The sequence below is a fragment of the Streptomyces sp. NPDC043854 genome (genome assembly GCF_056436005.1).
Genome location: NZ_JBWKDK010000001.1, coordinates 369,230 through 384,009 on the forward strand (window position 1 = coordinate 369,230; position 14,780 = coordinate 384,009).

Sequence of the window (14,780 nt, forward strand, 5' to 3'; positions counted from 1 at the left end):
GATCCCCCGGAGAGGCTTCGCCATGTCGCGTTCCCGCGCTCTGCTGCGCGCACTCGCCCCGCTTCCCTTCCTGATACCGCTCGCCGCGTGCGGCGGGGCGGCCGGTGCGGGGCAGGACACGGCCTCGGGGGCGGCCGCCGCGCCCGGGTTCCCGTACACCGCCACCAACTGCGGTTTCACCAGCACCTACCAGGCCCCGCCGCAGCGGGCCGTCACCATGAACCAGCACGCCACCGAACTGCTGCTCGCCCTCGGCCTTCAGGACCGGATGGCGGGCACCGCCTACCTCGACGACTCGGTACTGCCCGCGTACCGGCCCGCGTACGACCGGATCAAGGTACTGGCCAAGGAGTACCCGTCCAAGGAGGTGCTCCTCGGCGCCAACCCGGACTTCGTGTACGGCGGTTACGCCAGCGCCTTCGACAAGGCGCAGGGCCGCGACCGCGAGACCCTCGCCAAGGCGGGCATCAACACCCGGCTCAGCGTGGAGTACTGCACCGGCGGGCCGGTCGGCCTGGACCAGCTGAAGACCGAGATCACCGAGGTCGCCCGCACCTTCGGCGTGCCCGAGCGGGGCGAACGGCTCATCGCGGAGGAGCAGCGCCGCATCGACGCCGTCACCGCCCGCGTCAAGGACAGGGGCCGCCCCTCCGTCTTCGTCTACGACTCCGGCGAGGACAGTGCCTTCACCTCGGGCGGCCAGGGCATCGGCAACGAGATCGTCTCCCTGGCGGGCGGGACGAACACCTTCGCCGACCTCGAGGACACCTTCGGCGACGTGTCGTGGGAGAAGGTCATCGAGCGAAAGCCCGAGGTCGTCCTCATCTACGACTACGGCAGCACCAGCGCCGAGGCCAAGAAGCAGCGCCTGTTGAACGATCCGGCGCTCGCCGAGGTTCCCGCGGTCAAGAACCGGCGGTTCGCCGTGCTGCCGCTGTCCTCGGCCGTCCTCGGCGTGCGCGTCGCCGACGCCGTCGAGGCGCTGGCCCGCCAGCTCCACCCCGACACCCCGTGACCCGGCCCGTGATCCGGCCCCGTAAGCCCGTCGCCCTGGCCCTGCTCGTCCTCACCGCCGCCCTCCTCGCGTCCACCGTGGCGGGGCTCGCCCTGGGGCCCGTACGCATCGCCCCCGGACAGGTGCTCGAGCTCGTGCTCCGCGGACCCGGGCCGGGCGGCGGCGCGTTCACCTCCATCGTGTGGGACGTGCGGATGCCGCGGGTGCTCCTCGGCGCCGTCGTCGGAGCCGGGCTCGCGGTGGCCGGCACCGTCCTGCAGGCCCTCGTCCGCAACCAGCTCGCCGACCCGTTCCTCCTCGGCGCCTCCTCGGGGGCCTCGGCCGGCGCCGTCCTCGTCATCGTCCTCGGGGCGGGAGCCGGCACCGCGGGCGTCGCCGGTCGGGTCGGAGTGCCCGCGGCCGCGTTCGCCGGGTCGATGTGCGCACTCGTCGCCGTGTACGCCATGGCCCGGCGCGGCGGAACCATGACCACCGGGCGGCTGGTCCTCGCCGGCGTCGCCGTCCAGTACGTCCTGTCCGCGTTCACCAGCCTGGTGCTGGTGCTCGCGGCCCGCCCCGACCAGGTACGGTCCGTCCTCTTCTGGACCCTGGGCGGCCTCGGCGGCGCCCGCCGGGACGAACTGGCCCTGCCCGCCGCGGTGCTGCTCGCCGGCACCGCCCTGCTGATCGCCCTCGCCCGGCCGCTGGACCTGCTCCTGGCGGGGGAGGAGGGCGCGCACACCCTCGGGCTGGACGCGGGCCGCTTCCGCGCCGCCGCCTTCGTCCTCGTCTCCCTCGTCGTCGGGGTGCTCGTCGCGTACAGCGGGGCGATCGGCTTCGTCGGGCTGATGGTTCCGCACGCCGCCCGGATGGTCGTCGGCGCCGGGCACCGGGCCCTGCTGCCGGTCGCCGCACTGGGCGGGGCGGTGTTCCTGCTCCTGGCCGACCTGATTGCGCGTACGGCCGCGGCGCCCGAGGAGATACCGGTCGGCGTGGTCACCGCGCTGGCCGGAGGTCCGTTCTTCCTGTGGATGCTGAGGCGCTCCACGCGCACCGAGGGGGTGGCGGGATGACCGCGGGCGAGCGCGGCCGCCCGGTGGAACTCGCCGTGGAGGGCGTGCGTTACACCACCGGCGGACACACCCTGCTCCACGGAGTCGACCTCACTGCCCGGCCCGGCGAGACGGTCGGCGTGGTCGGCCCCAACGGCAGCGGCAAGACCACCCTGCTGCGCTGCGTCTACGGCACCCTGCGGCCCACGGGCGGCCGCGTCCTGCTGGACGGCGCGGACGCGGCGACGCTCGGGGTCAAGAACCGGGCCCGGCGCACGGCGGTCGTCCCGCAGGACGCGACCGGCATGCCGGGGCTGACCGTCCGCGAGGTCGTCGCCATGGGGCGCAGCCCGCACAAGCGGTTCTGGGAGCAGGACGGACCGGACGATGCCCGGCGCGTCGCCGACGCACTGGAGACCGTCGGCGCGGCCGTCTTTGCGGACCGCCGCTTCGACGGGCTCTCCGGCGGCGAACGCCAACGCGCCCTCGTCGCCCGCGCCCTGGCCCAGGACCCCGGCCTGCTCGCCCTGGACGAGCCGACGAACCACCTCGACATCCGCTACCAGCTGGAGATCCTGGCCTTGGTGCGCGCCCTGCCCACCACGGCCGTCCTCGTCCTGCACGACCTGAACCTGGCCGCCGTGTTCTGCGACCGCCTGTACGTCCTGTCGGCCGGCCGCGTAGCCGCCTCCGGCCCACCGGCCGAGGTCCTGACGGAGGAACTGCTGAGCAGGGTCTACGGGGTGCGCACCCACATCACGACCCACCCCCGCACCGGCACCCCCAACATCGTCTACCTTCCCAAGGATGAGCAGCGAGCAGCCCACTGACCGGCGCTGGGACCGGCTGGAGTGCGGGCCGGGCACCCCGCGCGGACTCAGGCAGGCCTGGTGCGCCGGCCTGTCCCGCAACCGTGCGGCTCCCGACGGACTCCTCGTCCGGCTGCTCGACCGGCACCCGGGGCTGCTCTGGCGGCAGGAGCTGCCCCAGGCGGTGGTGGATGCCGCCGTCGACCACGCGGACCGGCAGGTACGCGCCAGGTTGGCGGAAGCCCGGATGCATCGAGGGCTGACGCCCGGGCAGGCGTCGCGCCTGCTGCTGGGGGAGCCGTCGGGCCCACGGCGGCAGCTGCTGGTCGAGGCGGCGGTGGCGGGGCGGGCGGAACTCACGGCCGCCGCCTACGAGGCGCTCGCCGCCGACCCGGTGGACGCGGTGCGCGCGGAGGCCGCCCGGCTGCCCGGCCTGCCGGTCGGGCTGTGCGCCGCCCTGGCCGCGGATCCGGTTGCGGCCGTGCGGGCCGCGGCATGCGAGGCCGCCTGGGCGGAACTCGACCCGGGGGCCCGGGCACGCCTCGCCGCGGATCCGGACCCGCAGGTCCGGCGGGCGGTCGCGGTGGCCCGGCACGAGGAAGTCCCGCTCACGGCCGGCCTCTTCGATGCGGCACCGGGAAGGCCCGGTCTGGCGGCTCGTTGCCGCCTGGCGGAGGACCTCGCGCAGCGGCTCGCGCAGGACCCGGACCCGCGCATCCGGGCCGGCCTGGCCCGGAACCCCTACCTGGACGCGGGCCTCGTCGCGGTGCTCGCCGCCGACGCGGACGACGGCGTACGCCTGGAGGTGTCGGTACGGCCGGAGCTGACGGACCGGCAGCGGTCCGCCGTGCACGTGGACGTCGATCCGGAGGCGGCTCGCCGCCCCGTTCCGTGGGTGGTGGCCCTGCACGAGGACCCGGAGGCGATGAGGCGCCTCGCGGGGTCGCCGCACCTGCTGCTGCGCAGCAGCGTGGCGCTGGCACCGCGGCTGCCGGCGGACGTCGTGGAGCGGCTCGCCCGTGACGGGGACCGGGTCGTACGCCTCTTCCTCGCCGAGCGCTGCGAGGACGCGCCGGCGCACAGGCTGCTGGAGGTGTGGCAGTGGTGGAACGGGAGCCTCTCCACCCCCGACCGCCCCTACGGGCACCCCAACTTTCCCCGCCGGGACCTGCTCCGCTTCGCCGCCGATCCGCATCCGAGGCTGCGGCAGCTGGCCGTGGACGACCCGGACTCCACACCCGCACTGGTGGAACGGTTCGGCCGGGATGCCCACGAGGAGGTCCGGCTGCGGGCCGCGACCGACCCGCGGCTGTCCGCCGACTCGGCGGTACGGCTGCTCGGTGATCCGGACCCCGGTGTCCGGGCGGCGGCCGCCCGGCACCCGCGGCTGCCGGTGCCGGTCCTGGCCGGGCTGTTGGCCGGGACCGGCACCGCGGAGTCCGCGGCCGCCAACCCGGCCCTGCCGCTCACGGTGATGGAGCGGCTCGCCGGCTGAGGGCGGCCGGGCTCCGCCGGGTGGGAGAGGACGGCCGGAGCGGAACGCCTACCCGGCCGCGCCTTCCTGGTAGCCGTACGGGCGGGTGATCAGTTCCATGGCATGGCCGGACGGGTCCAGGAAGTAGACGCCGCGGCCGCCGTCGTTGTGGTTGATCTCGCCCGGGTGCTTCTGCTGGGGGTCGGCCCAGTACTCGATTCCGGCCGCCCGGATCTTCCCGAACGAGGCGTCGAACTCCGCTTCGGAGATCAGGAAGGCGTAGTGCTGCATGGTGATGGATTCGGCCGGGACGGTCGCGAAGTCCAGGGTGACGCCGTTGGCGGTCTCCACGGGGATGAACGGTCCCCATTCGGTGCCGACCTCAAGGCCGAGGACGTCGGCGAGGAACTCGGCGGACTCCCGGTTGTTCCGCGCATGGACGATCGTGTGGTTCAGCTTGACGGACATGTGTGAATGCCTCCGCAAGGCACATCACGGGCACCTCCATGCCTCACCCGGTCGGTGACCGGCACGCGATGCCGTGATCACGATCCTAGACGTCCCGTCCGGGGGGAGTCCACCGATCAAGGCCCGTACACCGTGTTTACGTTGTCCTGCGCGGGATGGGTACGGCCTGCCGGTCCCGCCGCGAAGGCGCGGAGCAGGTTCTCCGTCACCCGGGTCGTCAGTGCGCCCGCCTTCGCGTCCAGTCCGTGGTTGGCGCCGCTGCTGCCGTCGCCGGTCGCGTCCAGGGCCTCCACCCACCGCATGGTCCCGGTGGCGAACACGCCCGCGCCGCTCGGCACCGTGTAGTACGCCGTGTCCTGGTGGCTGGGCCGGCCCTCGCACACCACCGGGGAGTGCGCCAGGATCTCGATCGGCCGGGGTGTCGGGAAGCCGGTGTCGACCTTGTCGTACTCCACGCCCACCAGGTGCGCGAAGCGGTCGCCGGCCTTCACGCCGGTGCCGTCGAAGAGCCAGTGCCCCGGGTTGGCCACCACGTACGGGGCGTCCACCGGGTAGCCGTCGTAGATCACGCCGAGCAGCGAGCTCTCCGGGTCGGCGCCCGGCCCCGAGCGGAAGTCGGTGGTCGCCGGGTGGCCCCGCTTGTGTCCCGGGTCCTGGTCGTAGGCGGTCTTGTAGCAGACCACGGTGCGGTCGGGCCCCAGCTCGGAGGGCTCCAGCCGGATCCGGCGGAAGCAGCAGTTCGCGCCCAGGACCGCGATGTTGGTGCCGGCGTCGCGGGCGGCGGTGAAGTGGGTCCGCTGCTCCGGCGACCAGTACTCGTCGTGCCCGAGGGACAGGACCGCCGCGGCCCCTTCCAGCAGCCGCTTCTCGCGCGCCACGTCGGTGGTCGTCGCATAGGCCAGCGGGATGCCGAGCCGCTCGGCCAGGGCGAGCAGCGGGGCCTCGTACACGAGGAACAGGCCGGCGCCGTCGTCGTACTCGTAGGGCCGGTCGAAGGTGACGGCCAGGGAGCGGGAGGAGTATCCGCCGCTCGGGCCGTCGTAGCTGCTGTAGCCGCCCCACCGGTTGTACGCCTGCCAGGTCGCCACCGCGTTGACGACGACCGTACGCCCGGCGGTGGCCGCCGACCGCACCGTGACCGGCACGAAGCGCTGGCCCTCGCCGCCCTGCGCGTCGAGCCGCAGCAGGTAGCAGCCCTCGGGCCAGCCCCTGGTGTCGACGGTGGCCGTACGGGGCCACCGGGCGCGGACCGTCCGGGTCGCGGGGTCCACGGTGTGCTCCGGCTGCCGCACCCCGGGCAGGGTCTCGGAGCGCCACACGAGCCGGGCCCGGGCGCCGCCGTACCAGCCCATCCGGTAGGCGGAGACGGTGAACCGGGGCGCGGCGGTGGACACGTGCAGGCCGAAGGATTCGCCGGGCAGCACGCTCACCTTGTCGGCGAAGCCCTCGATGGCCCGGGCCGGTCCGGCCTTGGTGACGTGCCAGTCGGCGTTCCCGGGCCTGGCGTTCTCGGCCTTGACGTCGAAGCCGCCCGGTGCGGTCGTCCCGGACGGTCCGCCCGCGGCCGATCCCTTGCCGGACCCGGCTCCCCCGACCCCGCCGGAATCGCCGGTCCCGCAGCCGGCCACGGCTCCGAGGCCGGCCGCGGTGGCCGCCCCGGTGGCGATGGTGAGGAACCGCCGCCTGGCTGCGCCTTCACCGTGTCCGGTCCTATGATCCTGATGCATGCAGGCACGCTACGTCACCGCCCGCGGCCTCCTGCCACCGGACCGGGTGCCCCGCCCCGCGCCGGTCGCCCCCGCGGGGCCACCCTCCACCGCAACGCACGGAGTGCGGCCCACCGTTTGTGCGGGCGGTCTTTCGCCCCGGGGCGAAAGACCGTTCCATACCCTGCTCCGCAGGAGTCGATTCCTCCCCGGGCCGGCAGGCCGGGGCGTCCTCGGAGGTATCCGGTGAAAAGAACGAGCACCCGCCTCGCCGACGGCCGCGAGATCCTGTACTACGACGCAGGCGACGGCGGGGCCCGCGCGGTCCCCGACACCCGCCCCCTCGACGCCTCCGCCGTCGCCTCCGAGGTACGCCGGGACCCGCTGCTCGGCGACCCCGTCGTCATCGCCTCCCACCGTCAGGGCCGGACCCATCTGCCGCCCGCCGACGCGTGCCCGCTGTGCCCCTCCGCCGAGGGCCGGGCGAGCGAGATCCCGGCCGCCGACTACGAGGTGGTGGTCTTCGAGAACCGCTTCCCCTCGCTCGCCGGGGACACCGGCCGCTGCGAGGTCGTCTGCTTCACGCCGGACCACCTGGCCTCCTTCGCCGAGCTCGACGAGGAGCGCGCCGCGCTGGTCCTGGCCGCCTGGACCGATCGCACCGCCGAGCTCTCCGCCCGCGACGGCGTCCGGCAGGTGTACTGCTTCGAGAACCGCGGCGCCGAGATCGGCGTGACCCTCGGCCACCCGCACGGCCAGGTCTACGCCTTCCCCTTCCTCACCCCCCGCACCACCCGCATGCTCGCCACCGTCGAGGCCCACCGCGCCCGCACCGGCGGCAACCTCTTCGAGGAGGTCCTCGCCGCCGAGCGCGCCGAGGGCACCAGGATCGTCCTCGCCGCCGAGCACTGGACCGCCTTCGTTCCCTACGCCGCCCGCTGGCCGTACGAGGTCCACCTCTACCCGAACCGCCGCACCGCCGACCTCACCACGCTGGACGAGGACGCCCGCGCCGAGTTCCCCCGGGTGTACCTGGAACTGCTGCGCCGCTTCGACCGGCTCTTCGACAGGCCGGAGCCGACGCCGTACGTCTCCGCCTGGCACCAGGCGCCGGCCTCGGGCGAGGGCCGGGCCGACTTCGCCCTCCACCTGGAGCTGTTCACGGTCCGACGCACCGCCGACAAGCTCAAGTACCTGGCGGGGACCGAGTCCGGGATGGAGGCCTACATGAACGATGTCCGGCCCGAGGACGCGGCCGCCCGGCTGCGGGAGGTGGCGACCCGATGAGCGCGAAGAGCACCAGGAGTACGGGCGCCACCGGCACACCCGCGGACGAGCCCGCGATCCGGGCCGCCGACGAGTTCCGCCGCCTGTACGGGGCCGCGCCGGAGGGGGTCTGGGCGGCGCCGGGCCGGGTCAACCTGATCGGCGAGCACACCGACTACAACGACGGGTTCGCCCTGCCCTTCGCCCTGCCGCAGCGCACCCGCGTCGCCGCGGCCCGGCGCACTGACGGGATGCTCAGGCTCCACTCCGCCGACGTCCCGTCCGGCGTGCTCACCCTCCGCGTCGCCGACCTCGACCCGGCACACCCCCCGCAGGCCCCCGACGGCTGGGCCCGCTACCCGGCCGGTGTCGTGTGGGCCCTGATGGACGCTGACCTTCCGGTCAGCCCGCGCGGCGGTGCCGACCTGCACGTCCGCTCCGACGTCCCGACCGGGGCCGGCCTGTCCTCCTCCGCGGCCCTGGAAGTGGCCACCGCCCTGGCCCTCGCCGAGCTGTACGGGATCCCGCTCACCCGGCCCGAACTGGCCGCCCTCGCCCGCCGTGCCGAGAACGCCTACGCCGGCGTGCCCTGCGGGGCCATGGACCAGATGGCCTCGGCCTGCGCCACCGACGGGCACGCCCTCCACCTCGACACCCGCGACCTCCGGCAGCAGCACATCCCCTTCGACTGCGCCGCGGCCGGCCTGCGCCTCCTGGTCATCGACACCCGCGTGCAGCACGACCTCGCCGACGGCGCCTACGCCGAGCGCCGCGCCTCCTGCCATGCGGCCGCCGCCGCCCTGGGACTGCCCGCCCTGCGCGACCTGCCGTACCCGGAACTCGACCGGGCCCTGGGCAGACTCGACGACCCCGCCGTCCGCCGCCGCGTCCGGCACGTCGTCACCGAGAACGAGCGGGTCGTCCGTGTGGAGGAACTGCTGCGCGCCGGCCGGCTGCGCGAGGCCGGCCCGCTGCTGACCGAGGGGCACGCCTCCCTCCGCGACGACTACGAGGTGTCCTGCCCCGAACTCGACCTGGCCGTGGCCACCGCCACCGCGGCGGGCGCGTACGGGGCCAGGATGACCGGCGGCGGCTTCGGCGGCTCCGCCCTGGCCCTGATCGACGCCGACGCCGAGCCGGCGGTGACGCGCGCCGTGACGGAGGCGTTCGCCCGGGCGGGCCACCGGCCGCCGCGCATCACCGCGGCGGCGCCCTCGGCCGGCGCCCACCGCGTGCTGTGAGGCAGGGGGGCGGCCGACCCGGAGCGCCGGCCGCGCCCCAACCGTCCCACCCGTCCCACCCGTCCCAACCGTCCCCACCGCCGCCCGACCGAGGCCCACCGCCGCCCGCCCGCCCGTGCCTAGCCTGGGCCGCCCGATCAACGATCATGAACCGGACAACTCGACGCCGGGATCACCCTCCTCGACACCGCCGACATCTACGGCGGCCGCGGAGGCTCCGAGTCCACCTCGGCCAGGCCCTCAAGGGCCGCCGCGACCAGGTCGTCCTCGCCACCAAGTTCGGCTACGACGGCGTGGACATGGGCTACGGGCGGACCCGCCGGCAGGGCGGTGTGAGACCCCGCCGGCCCGGGACCCGGCGCGGGTCCCGGGCCGGCTTCGGCTCCGACGAGGGCGTCAGGAGACGATGTCCTTGCGGGCGAAGCCGCGGAAGGCGAGCGCGACCAGGACGATCGCGCAGGACACCGACACCGCCGCCCCCTTCACCATGCCCGCCCACTCCAGGTTCGGCTGGAGGGCGTCCGCCCAGGCGAACTGCCAGTGCGCGGGCAGGAACTCGCGCCAGGACCCCAGCGCCGTCACCGCGTCCAGCACATTGCCGACGATCGTCAGCCCGACCGCCCCGCCCACCGCGCCCAGCGGCGCGTCCGTCCGCGTCGACAGCCAGAACGCCAGGCCGGCCGTGACCAGCTGGGACACGAAGACGTACGCCACCACCAGCGCGAGCCGCGGCAGCGCGTCCCCGGCCGCCAGGATCCCGCCGGCCGGCAGCTTCAGCGGCCCCCACCCGTACGCGGCCGTGCCCGCCGCCAGCGCCACCGCCGGCAGCAGCACGATGGCCGCCAGGCTGAAGCCCAGCGCCACCACCAGCTTGCTCCACAGCAGCCGGGCCCGGGGCACGGGCGAGGCCAGCAGGTAGCGCAGCGAGGACCAGTTCGCCTCCGAGGCCACCGTGTCCCCGCAGAACAGCGCCACCGGCACCACCAGCAGGAACCCGGCCGACACGAACAGGCAGGTGGCCGCGAAGTTCGTGCCCGAGGCCGTCGCGGTGTCGATGAACGTGATCCGGTTGTCCCGGCCGCCGTCGTCCCGGCCGCCGCCCACCGCGAACGCGATGATCATCACGAAGGGCAGTGCGGCCAGCACCCCGCCCATCACCAGCGTCCGGCGCCGGCGCCACTGCCGCAGCGCCTCCACCCGCAGCGGCAGGGTCCGCCCCGGCCGGTAGCCGGGCGCCCCCTCCGCCGCGGCGCCGCCCGTGCTCTTCACACGGCCCGTGCTCTTCACACCGCTCGCGCCGCTCACGCCGTGCCTCCGATCAGGGTCAGGAATGCGTCCTCCAGCCGCCGGTGCGGGCCCACCCCGCTCACCGGCACCTCCAGCCGCACCAGTTCGGCGACCAGTTCCGCGGCCGTCGCACCGCCGAGCCGTACGAGCAGCCCCTCCCCGCAGGCCGCGGCGGACTCCACCCCCTCCAGGGCCGCCACCTTCGCGACGGTCCCCTCGTCCACCGGCCCGTCGACGGCGACCAGCAGCGTGTCCCCGCCACCGGTGATCTCGGCGACCTCGCCCGCCTGCACCAGCCGCCCGCGGTCCATGACCACGAGATGGGTACAGGACTGCTCGACCTCCGACAGCAGGTGGCTGGAGACGATCACCGTGCGGCCGCCGGCGGCGTACCGGATCATCACGTCCCGCATCTCCCGGATCTGCGGCGGGTCCAGACCGTTCGTCGGCTCGTCGAGGATCAGCAGGTCCGGCAGGCCGAGCATGGCCTGGGCGATGGCGAGCCGCTGCCGCATGCCCTGCGAGTACGTGCGCACCGCGCGCTCCAGCGCGTCGCCGAGTCCGGCGGTCTCGAGGGCCTGCGCCATGTGCGCGTCCCCGGCGGGCCGCCCGGTGGCCTGCCAGTACAGCTCCAGATTGGCCCGGCCCGACAGGTGCGGCAGGAACCCGGCCCCCTCGACGAAGGCCCCGACCCGCGACAGCACCGGGGCTCCGGGCCGCACCGGGTGCCCGAACACCCGGATCTCCCCGGCGTCCGGCGTGATCAGCCCCATCAGCATCCGCAGGGTGGTGGTCTTCCCGGCGCCGTTGGGCCCGAGCAGGCCCAGCACCTGGCCCCGCTCCACCCGGAACGACAGGTCCCGCACCGCGTACCGGTCCTGCCCCTTCGCGTACCGCTTCGTCAGGCCCCTGATGTCCAGCGGTACGTCGTCGCCCGGCCCGGGGGCGGGGAGCACGGTGCCCGCCGGAGCCCCCGGCTGCGGTTCCGGCGCGTACGCCGGCGCCCCGGTCCGGCCGGGCCGGCGGATCCCCAGCAGCGCCGCCGCCACCAGCACCGCACCCAGCGGCAGCCCCCAGGTCCACGCGGGCAGCCCCGCCGCGGCCGTCCGCACCCCGTCGGCCACGGGTACCGCCAGCGGCCCCTGCACGGTGACCGTGTACGAGGCCGGGGCCGCCGGGGACGCGTAGCCGAGGTCGGTGGCCGCCACGACGAGCCGCAGCCGGTGACCGGCCTGCACGGCGTGGTCGACGGCGGGCAGCCGCAGCTCCACGGTCCGGCCCTGCTGCGCGTCCTCCACCCGCAGCGGGGCGACCAGCTGATGGGGCAGCACCTGCTGCCGCCCGTCCGGCCCGACGTCGTACACCTTGCCGAAGAGGACGGCCGATCCGTCCGCGGCCGTCGACCGCACCGTCAACGTGACGGTCGGCGCACCGGTGATCCGCACTTCCTCGGACAGCGGCTCCGTGTCGAACCGGGCGTGCTGCCCGGGGAAGTCCAGGGACAGACCGGCCCCGAAGGCGGCCAGCCGGCCGCCGATCCCCGGCACGGAGGACAGCGCGGACGGCGTCCCGCCCGCCGGATTGGCGAAGGTCTGCTCCCGGTCCCGGTCCCGGCCGCTGCCGCCGCCCGCCAGGGCGAACTCCCGGCGGCCCGCGGTCAGCCCGGGATAGCGCTCGCCGGTCGCGCCGCGCAGCCGCACCGCGCCGTCGGTGGAGTCGATGCCCCCGGAGCGGGAGACGCGGAACGCCGGGCCGGTGTCCGCGCCCGCGTCGCCCTTGAGGTGGCGGTCGAACCAGGCCGCCACCCGGGCCTCGACCCGGCCGGCCTCGCGCATCCCGCCGTCGTGCCCGCCTGCCGCCCAGTCCACGGCCACGGGCGCGCCGTTCGCGGCGATGGCCCGCGCCATGGCGTCGGCCTGGTCCAGCGGGAAGAGGGAGTCGTCCTGGCCCTGCACGATGAGCGCCGGAACCCTGATCCGGTCCGCGACCGCCGACGGGCTGCGCCGCTCCAGCAGCGCGCGGGCCTCGGCGTCGGGCCTCCCGGAGACCGCGACCCGCTCGTACATCGCGCACAGCTGGGGCAGGAACCGCCCGCACGCCGTGGTGCCAGCCGCAGGGGCGCCGTCCGCGCGGCGATCGGACTCCGCGGCGGTAGCCGACGGGCCGGCGGGCCCCGCCCCCGCCGACGGGTCGGCGGACGCCTCCGCCGGCCGGCCCGGCTGCATGCCGCCCGCCGAACCGGTGGTGAAGAACAGCCCCGCCCACAGGTTCTTGAACACCCCTTGCGGGAAGAGGGAGTCCGCGAGGTTCCAGTACGTGATCTGCGGGGCGATCGCGTCCACCCGGCTGTCGTACCCGGCGGCCAGCAGCGCGACCGCCCCGCCGTACGAGGCCCCGGCGACGCCGACCCGCGGATCCCCGGCCGCGTCGAGCCGCACCTCGGGGCGCGACGCGAGCCAGTCGACCAGCCGGGACACACGTCCTTGACCTCGTACTCGGGGTCGTTCAGCCCGATCTGCCCGCCCGAGCGGCCGAAGCCGCGCGCCGACCAGGTCAGCACCGCGTACCCGTCCCGGGCCAGCCGCTCCGCCTGCGCGCGGACGTCGTCCTTGCTGCCGCCGAAGCCGTGGCCCAGCAGCACCGCCGGACGCTTCTGCGCGCCCGGGGCGGTGAAGTACGAGGTGTCGATCCCGGCGCCCGCCATCTGGAGCACCCGGTCCTCGCGGCGTACGGGCGGCTCCTCGCCCGACGCGGCGGCCGCCCAGGTCCCGGCGCCCGCGACGACGGCGAGTGCGGCCGCGCCCGCGATCAGGCGGCTTCGGCGGCGCCGGGGCAGCGGGAGCTTCGGCAGTCGGAGCGTCATACCGGCACCCTAGACGGATCACCGGCCCGCGCTGAGCGCCCTCAGGCGGAGCCGCCCACATCCTTGAGGACTAGCCGGGCGCCTGCCGGTGTACCGCATCCGCGGTATGTCCTTCCCCCCACCCCGCCCCTTCCCGAAACCGGGGGTTGCGACCCCGCCCGCCGCCCGCCGGGCGCTGCGCGCCCGGCCCCCGGGGGTCCGCCCCCGGACCCCGCTCCTCGAACGCCGGAGGGGCTGGATTCTTGCGCCTCAAACACCGGAGCGGCTGGATTTTTGCGCCGCACCCCGGGCGGCGGGAGGATGGCGGCATGCTGCTCGCCGAGGTCGCGCGCGTCTCCCGGGAGGTCGCCGAGACCGCCGCCCGGTCCCGCAAGACCGCCCTGCTCGCGGAGCTGTTCGCGGCCGTGCCCGCGGACGAGGCCGCCCTGGTCATCTCGTACCTCGCCGGGCGGCTCCCGCAGGGCCGGCCGGGCCTGGGCTGGCGCACCCTGGGCCGGCCCGTCGCACCCGCGGACCGGCCCACCCTGGGCGTCGCCGAGGTCGACGCGGCGGTGACCGAGCTCGCCGCCCTGGCCGGCCCCGGCTCCCAGGCCGCGCGGAACCGCATCGTCGACGCCCTGTTCGCCGCCGCCACCGAGCCCGAGCAGCGGTTCCTGCGCAGCCTGCTCTCCGGTGGTGCACCGCGACGGGGACGCCGTCCACGTCTACACCCGCTCCCTCGACGAGATCACCGACCGACTGCCGGAGGTGGTGCAGGCGGCGCGGGGGTTCGCGGGGGAGCGGTTCATCCTGGACGGCGAGGTCATCGGCCAGGGCGCGGACGGCCGCCCGGTGCCCTTCCAGGAGATCGCGAGCCGGGTCGGGTCCCGGATCGACGTCGAGACCGCCCGCCGGGCGCTGCCCGTCGCCCCGTACTTCTTCGACGTGCTCGCCGCAGGCGACGACGTCCTGCTCGACCTGCCCGTCCGCGAGCGCCACGCCGTTCTCGCCGTGCTCGTGCCCGAGGACTCCCGGGTCCGCCGGCTCGCCGTCGAGGACCCGGCCGCGCAGGCGGACGAGGCCGAGGAGTTCTGGGCCGAGACGCTGCGCCGCGGCCACGAGGGGGTCATGGCCAAGGCCCTCGACTCCGTGTACGCGGCCGGCCGGCGCGGCAGGCACTGGCTCAAGGTCAAACCCGTGCACACCCTGGACCTCGTCGTGCTCGCCGCCGAATGGGGCCACGGCCGGCGCACGGGGACCCTGTCGAACCTGCACCTGGGCGCCCGGGCCGGCGGCGGCTCGTACGCCATGCTCGGCAAGACCTTCAAGGGGCTGACCGACGAGATGCTGCGCTGGCAGACCGGCCGGCTGCGGGAACTGGCCGTGGCGGACGACGGCCACACCGTGCGGGTCCGGCCGGAGCTGGTCGTCGAGATCGCCTACGACGACCTCCAGCGCTCCCCCCGCTACCCGGCCGGGGTGGCGCTGCGCTTCGCGCGGGTGCTGCGGCACCGGCCCGACAAGAGCGCGGACGAGGCGGACACGGTGGAGACGGTGCTCGGCCGGTCAGGCCGGCCGACGGAGCCCTGACCGGGCGGGCCATCGGGAAGGGCTTTGCCTCAGAGGCAAGACGGATTGCCG

General features: G+C 75.4%; 10 protein-coding genes and 2 pseudogenes. 7 read left to right on the forward strand and 5 right to left on the reverse strand.

Annotation, left to right across the window (positions count from 1 at the left end):
* The first annotated feature begins 22 nt into the window (after positions 1–22).
* From AC068A_RS01665 to AC068A_RS01680, 4 genes are read left to right on the forward strand one after another with little or no spacing between them, the layout of a single operon-like run.
* The gene (locus AC068A_RS01665; RefSeq protein ID WP_478579206.1) at positions 23–1,015 is read left to right on the forward strand and encodes an ABC transporter substrate-binding protein; all 993 of its coding nucleotides are present in this window, start codon (positions 23–25) and stop codon (positions 1,013–1,015) included.
* Positions 1,012–2,067, forward strand: a complete 1,056-nt coding sequence (locus AC068A_RS01670; protein WP_478579209.1) for a FecCD family ABC transporter permease — start codon at positions 1,012–1,014, stop codon at positions 2,065–2,067. Before AC068A_RS01665 ends, AC068A_RS01670 begins: the two co-directional genes overlap by 4 nt.
* Complete coding sequence (locus tag AC068A_RS01675; RefSeq protein WP_478579211.1) at positions 2,064–2,876, forward strand: ABC transporter ATP-binding protein; 813 nt, start codon at positions 2,064–2,066, stop codon at positions 2,874–2,876. Before AC068A_RS01670 ends, AC068A_RS01675 begins: the two co-directional genes overlap by 4 nt.
* Complete coding sequence (locus AC068A_RS01680) at positions 2,854–4,350, forward strand: PE-PGRS family protein (protein WP_478579214.1); 1,497 nt, start codon at positions 2,854–2,856, stop codon at positions 4,348–4,350. Before AC068A_RS01675 ends, AC068A_RS01680 begins: the two co-directional genes overlap by 23 nt.
* 48 nt (positions 4,351–4,398) lie before the next feature.
* On the opposite strand, the gene AC068A_RS01685 is transcribed toward AC068A_RS01680, so the two are convergent.
* Positions 4,399–4,797, reverse strand: a complete 399-nt coding sequence (locus AC068A_RS01685) for a VOC family protein (protein ID WP_478579216.1) — start codon at positions 4,795–4,797, stop codon at positions 4,399–4,401.
* A 116-nt stretch (positions 4,798–4,913) separates the two neighbouring features.
* Entirely contained in the window at positions 4,914–6,524 is a 1,611-nt protein-coding gene (locus tag AC068A_RS01690) for a N,N-dimethylformamidase beta subunit family domain-containing protein (RefSeq protein ID WP_478579218.1), read from the reverse strand.
* A gap of 225 nt (positions 6,525–6,749) precedes the next feature.
* Between AC068A_RS01690 and galT the strand changes: the two genes are divergently transcribed.
* Entirely contained in the window at positions 6,750–7,790 is a 1,041-nt protein-coding gene (galT, locus tag AC068A_RS01695; RefSeq protein ID WP_478579220.1) for a galactose-1-phosphate uridylyltransferase, read from the forward strand.
* Positions 7,787–9,010, forward strand: coding sequence for a galactokinase (galK, locus tag AC068A_RS01700; RefSeq protein WP_478579222.1), 1,224 nt, complete (start codon positions 7,787–7,789; stop codon positions 9,008–9,010). Before galT ends, galK begins: the two co-directional genes overlap by 4 nt.
* A 396-nt stretch (positions 9,011–9,406) precedes the next feature.
* Here galK and AC068A_RS01705 read toward each other — a convergent pair whose 3' ends face one another.
* From AC068A_RS01705 to AC068A_RS01715, 3 genes and pseudogenes are all read right to left on the reverse strand, one after another.
* Positions 9,407–10,279 (reverse strand): ABC transporter permease, encoded by an 873-nt coding sequence (locus tag AC068A_RS01705; protein ID WP_478579389.1) that lies wholly within the window; start codon positions 10,277–10,279, stop codon positions 9,407–9,409.
* A gap of 32 nt (positions 10,280–10,311) precedes the next feature.
* Positions 10,312–12,774, reverse strand: a complete 2,463-nt coding sequence (locus tag AC068A_RS01710; RefSeq protein WP_478579225.1) for an ATP-binding cassette domain-containing protein — start codon at positions 12,772–12,774, stop codon at positions 10,312–10,314.
* Between the two features lie 62 nt (positions 12,775–12,836).
* Positions 12,837–13,160, reverse strand: a pseudogene (locus tag AC068A_RS01715) (alpha/beta fold hydrolase); the annotation flags it as partial.
* Positions 13,161–13,468: 308 nt separating this feature from the next.
* Here AC068A_RS01715 and AC068A_RS01720 point away from each other — a divergent pair.
* A pseudogene (locus AC068A_RS01720) lies at positions 13,469–14,729 on the forward strand (ATP-dependent DNA ligase).
* Positions 14,730–14,780: the final 51 nt, after the last annotated feature.

Coding starts and splice junctions, on each gene's coding strand:
- AC068A_RS01665 (WP_478579206.1), top strand. CDS start 23: ATGTCGCGTTCCCGCGCTCTGCTGCGCGCACTCGCCCCGCTTCCCTTC.
- AC068A_RS01675 (WP_478579211.1), top strand. CDS start 2,064: ATGACCGCGGGCGAGCGCGGCCGCCCGGTGGAACTCGCCGTGGAGGGC.
- AC068A_RS01680 (WP_478579214.1), top strand. CDS start 2,854: ATGAGCAGCGAGCAGCCCACTGACCGGCGCTGGGACCGGCTGGAGTGC.
- AC068A_RS01685 (WP_478579216.1), bottom strand. CDS start 4,797: ATGTCCGTCAAGCTGAACCACACGATCGTCCATGCGCGGAACAACCGG.
- AC068A_RS01690 (WP_478579218.1), bottom strand. CDS start 6,524: ATGCATCAGGATCATAGGACCGGACACGGTGAAGGCGCAGCCAGGCGG.
- galK (WP_478579222.1), top strand. CDS start 7,787: ATGAGCGCGAAGAGCACCAGGAGTACGGGCGCCACCGGCACACCCGCG.